Origin of the sequence: Neorhizobium sp. BETTINA12A (assembly GCF_023006485.1) — a bacterium.
In the GTDB taxonomy this organism is placed as follows: domain Bacteria; phylum Pseudomonadota; class Alphaproteobacteria; order Rhizobiales; family Rhizobiaceae; genus Neorhizobium.
Genome location: NZ_JALBGW010000298.1, coordinates 1 through 2427 on the forward strand (window position 1 = coordinate 1; position 2427 = coordinate 2427).

Below are 2427 nucleotides of genomic sequence, written 5' to 3' on the forward strand. Positions count from 1 at the left end.
ATGCGGCCGCGGATCATCACCAGTCCGGTCTCCGGCCCACGTACGGGCTTGACCTCCGGTTTGGCCGGAAGCTTGTCCCAGGCGGCGCGCAATTCGTCCGTCATCGCCCGCGCAAGCAGGCCAACCGCACGGCGGCGCCCGGTGGTTCCCGCGTTCGGCCCGATTTGTTTCGCCAGGTCCATTGCCAAGCTCCAAAATGTCTATTAATATAGACAACCATACAAGTTACCTATACTACTAACTTCCGCATATAACAAGCGTGTGACATGGATACGGGGCAGGCAAACGTTCATCGGCAAAACGGCGTGGCGCTCTGGCGTCAGATCGCCGATCGCATTCGCGCCTCGATCGCCAACGGCGACTACGACGCGACCGGCAAGGTGCCGCCGGAATTCACGCTGGCTGCGCAATTCGGCGTCAATCGCCATACGGTGAGAAGCGCGCTTGCCGCTCTCGCCCAGGAAGGCATCGTCCGTTCCGTGCAGGGGCGTGGCACGCTGATCGAGCGCAAGGAACGGCTGAATTTCCCGATCACGCGGCGCACAAGGTTCAGCGAGGGTATCGGCGACCAGGCGCGGGAAAAGGAGGGCCTGCTGCTTCATTCGGCACAGGAGCCGGCCTCGACCGATCTGTCGGCCAGGCTGCGCATTCCCGAAGGCACGCCGGTGATCCGGCTGGAAACGCTGAGGAAGGCGGATCACCGCCCGGTTTCCCGCTCGACGACCTGGTTTCCGGCCGACCGTTTCAGCGGCATTGAGGAGGCCTACAGCAAAAGCGGTTCGATCACGGTCGCATTCCGGATGCTCGGCCTCTCGGATTATCTGCGCGTCTCGACGGAAGTGACGGCTACCCATGCGGACGGGGCGGATCTCGCCGACCTGCAGCTATCGCCGGGAGCCATCATCCTCGTCGCCCGCGCGCTCAATACCGATACCGAAGGCGTGCCGGTCCAATACGCCGTCAGCCGCTTTCCGGCCGATATGGTGCAGTTCACGATCGAGAATTGAAGTCGCCTATTCGGGCGGCCATTGGCGGGCGGTATGGATGATACCTAAAATCCGCACCGCGCCTTCGTGCACGTCATAGATCATCAGATAACTGGGATGGGCGAGGAGTTCACGCGTTCCAGAAACACGGCCGGGACGCCCCGAATAGGGATGGCGGGAGAGTTGGCCTGCCGCCATTGCAAACTGATCGTCCATGGCTGCCGCGGCCATCGGATTTTCAGGGCGAATGTAGTCAAAAATTGTTCTGCGGTCGCGGCGCGCTTGCGGCGTCCAGAGAAGCTTCATTGAGCGGACGACTTCCGCGCCTCTTCCCGTAAGGCAGCGAATTCGGTTTCGACGTCATCTTCGGAAAGAAGGTCACCGGCATTCGCCGAATCTATCGCCTTCTGGATCTTTTGGCGAAACCAAACATCGTAATCCGCAGCTTCTTGCTGCTGCTTGATATAGTCGCGCATGAACTTGCGCAACAACTGCGCGCTTGTCTGATCGTCGGCTTTCGCAGCCTCAGTGAACGCGGCTTTCAGCTCTTCCTCGACGCGGAACGTGAATGTGGCCTCAGTCATCTTCAAATCCATGTGTTACGCTGTCAGTACAGTGTAACACATGGATGTTTTGAAAGCAAAAGCTCAGTGCGCGCCGGACATGTCGCCGAGAATGTCCTTGGAAGCGACGGTCGAATCGGCCTTGAGCGTGTAGACCATCGGCACGCCGGTCGCGAGGTTGAGCTTGAGGATTTCTTCCTTGCTGAGCCGGTCGAGCACCATCACCAGCGAGCGAAGCGAGTTGCCGTGCGCGGCGACGAGGACCTTTTCGCCGCGCAGCACTCGCGGCAGGATTTCCGTCATGTAATAGGGCCAGACGCGGGCGCCGGTATCGCGCAGGCTTTCGCCACCCGGCGGCGGAATGTCATAGGAACGGCGCCAGATATGCACCTGTTCCTCGCCCCATTTGGCGCGGGCATCGTCCTTGTTGAGGCCGGAAAGATCGCCGTAGTCGCGCTCGTTGAGCGCCTGGTCGCGGATCGTCTCAAGACCCGGCTGGCCGACCTTGTCGAGGACGATCTTCAACGTGTCCTGGGCGCGCTTCAGCACCGAGGTGAAGGCGATGTCGAACTTGATGCCCGTTGCTGCCAGCGCTTCGCCGCCGGCCTCGGCTTCCTGGATGCCGAGCGGCGTCAGATCCGGATCGCGCCAGCCTGTGAAAAGGTTCTTGAGATTCCAGTCGCTCTGGCCGTGGCGCACAAGGACGAGAGTTCCGCTCATGGGATGAATTCCTCCGGGAAGATTTTCAGGAAAGCCCGAGCACGTCGAGCATGGAATAGTGGCCGGGCTTCTTGTCGCGCGCCCAGAGCGCTGCGGCAACCGCGCCGCGGGCGAAGATCGAGCGGTCGCGCGCGCTGTGCGAGAGCGTCACCAGTTCG

6 protein-coding genes are annotated in these 2427 nt (G+C 61.2%); 1 reads left to right on the forward strand and 5 read right to left on the reverse strand.

The window, feature by feature from the left end; genetic code table 11:
• Window positions 1-182: phosphonate C-P lyase system protein PhnG (locus MOV61_RS29505; RefSeq protein ID WP_247139121.1), on the reverse strand; the 182-nt coding region annotated here is incomplete at its 3' end.
• 84 nt (window positions 183-266) lie between these two features.
• Between MOV61_RS29505 and phnF the strand changes: the two genes are divergently transcribed.
• Window positions 267-1007 carry a phosphonate metabolism transcriptional regulator PhnF gene (gene phnF, locus MOV61_RS29510; RefSeq protein WP_247139122.1) on the forward strand — a complete coding sequence of 247 codons (741 nt, stop codon included), beginning with the start codon at window positions 267-269 and terminating at the stop codon, window positions 1005-1007.
• 6 nt (window positions 1008-1013) lie between these two features.
• Here phnF and MOV61_RS29515 read toward each other — a convergent pair whose 3' ends face one another.
• The 4 genes from MOV61_RS29515 to MOV61_RS29530 form a co-directional block, all read right to left on the reverse strand.
• Entirely contained in the window at window positions 1014-1292 is a 279-nt protein-coding gene (locus MOV61_RS29515) for a type II toxin-antitoxin system RelE/ParE family toxin (protein WP_247038917.1), read from the reverse strand.
• On the reverse strand, window positions 1289-1582 hold the full coding sequence (locus tag MOV61_RS29520; RefSeq protein WP_309493880.1) for a hypothetical protein: 294 nt from the start codon (window positions 1580-1582) through the stop codon (window positions 1289-1291). The genes MOV61_RS29515 and MOV61_RS29520 overlap by 4 nt, the downstream gene beginning before the upstream one ends.
• A gap of 51 nt (window positions 1583-1633) precedes the next feature.
• On the reverse strand, window positions 1634-2269 hold the full coding sequence (locus MOV61_RS29525; RefSeq protein WP_247139123.1) for a 2,3-bisphosphoglycerate-dependent phosphoglycerate mutase: 636 nt from the start codon (window positions 2267-2269) through the stop codon (window positions 1634-1636).
• Between the two features lie 25 nt (window positions 2270-2294).
• Window positions 2295-2427: dihydrodipicolinate reductase C-terminal domain-containing protein (locus MOV61_RS29530; RefSeq protein WP_309493881.1), on the reverse strand; the 133-nt coding region annotated here is incomplete at its 5' end.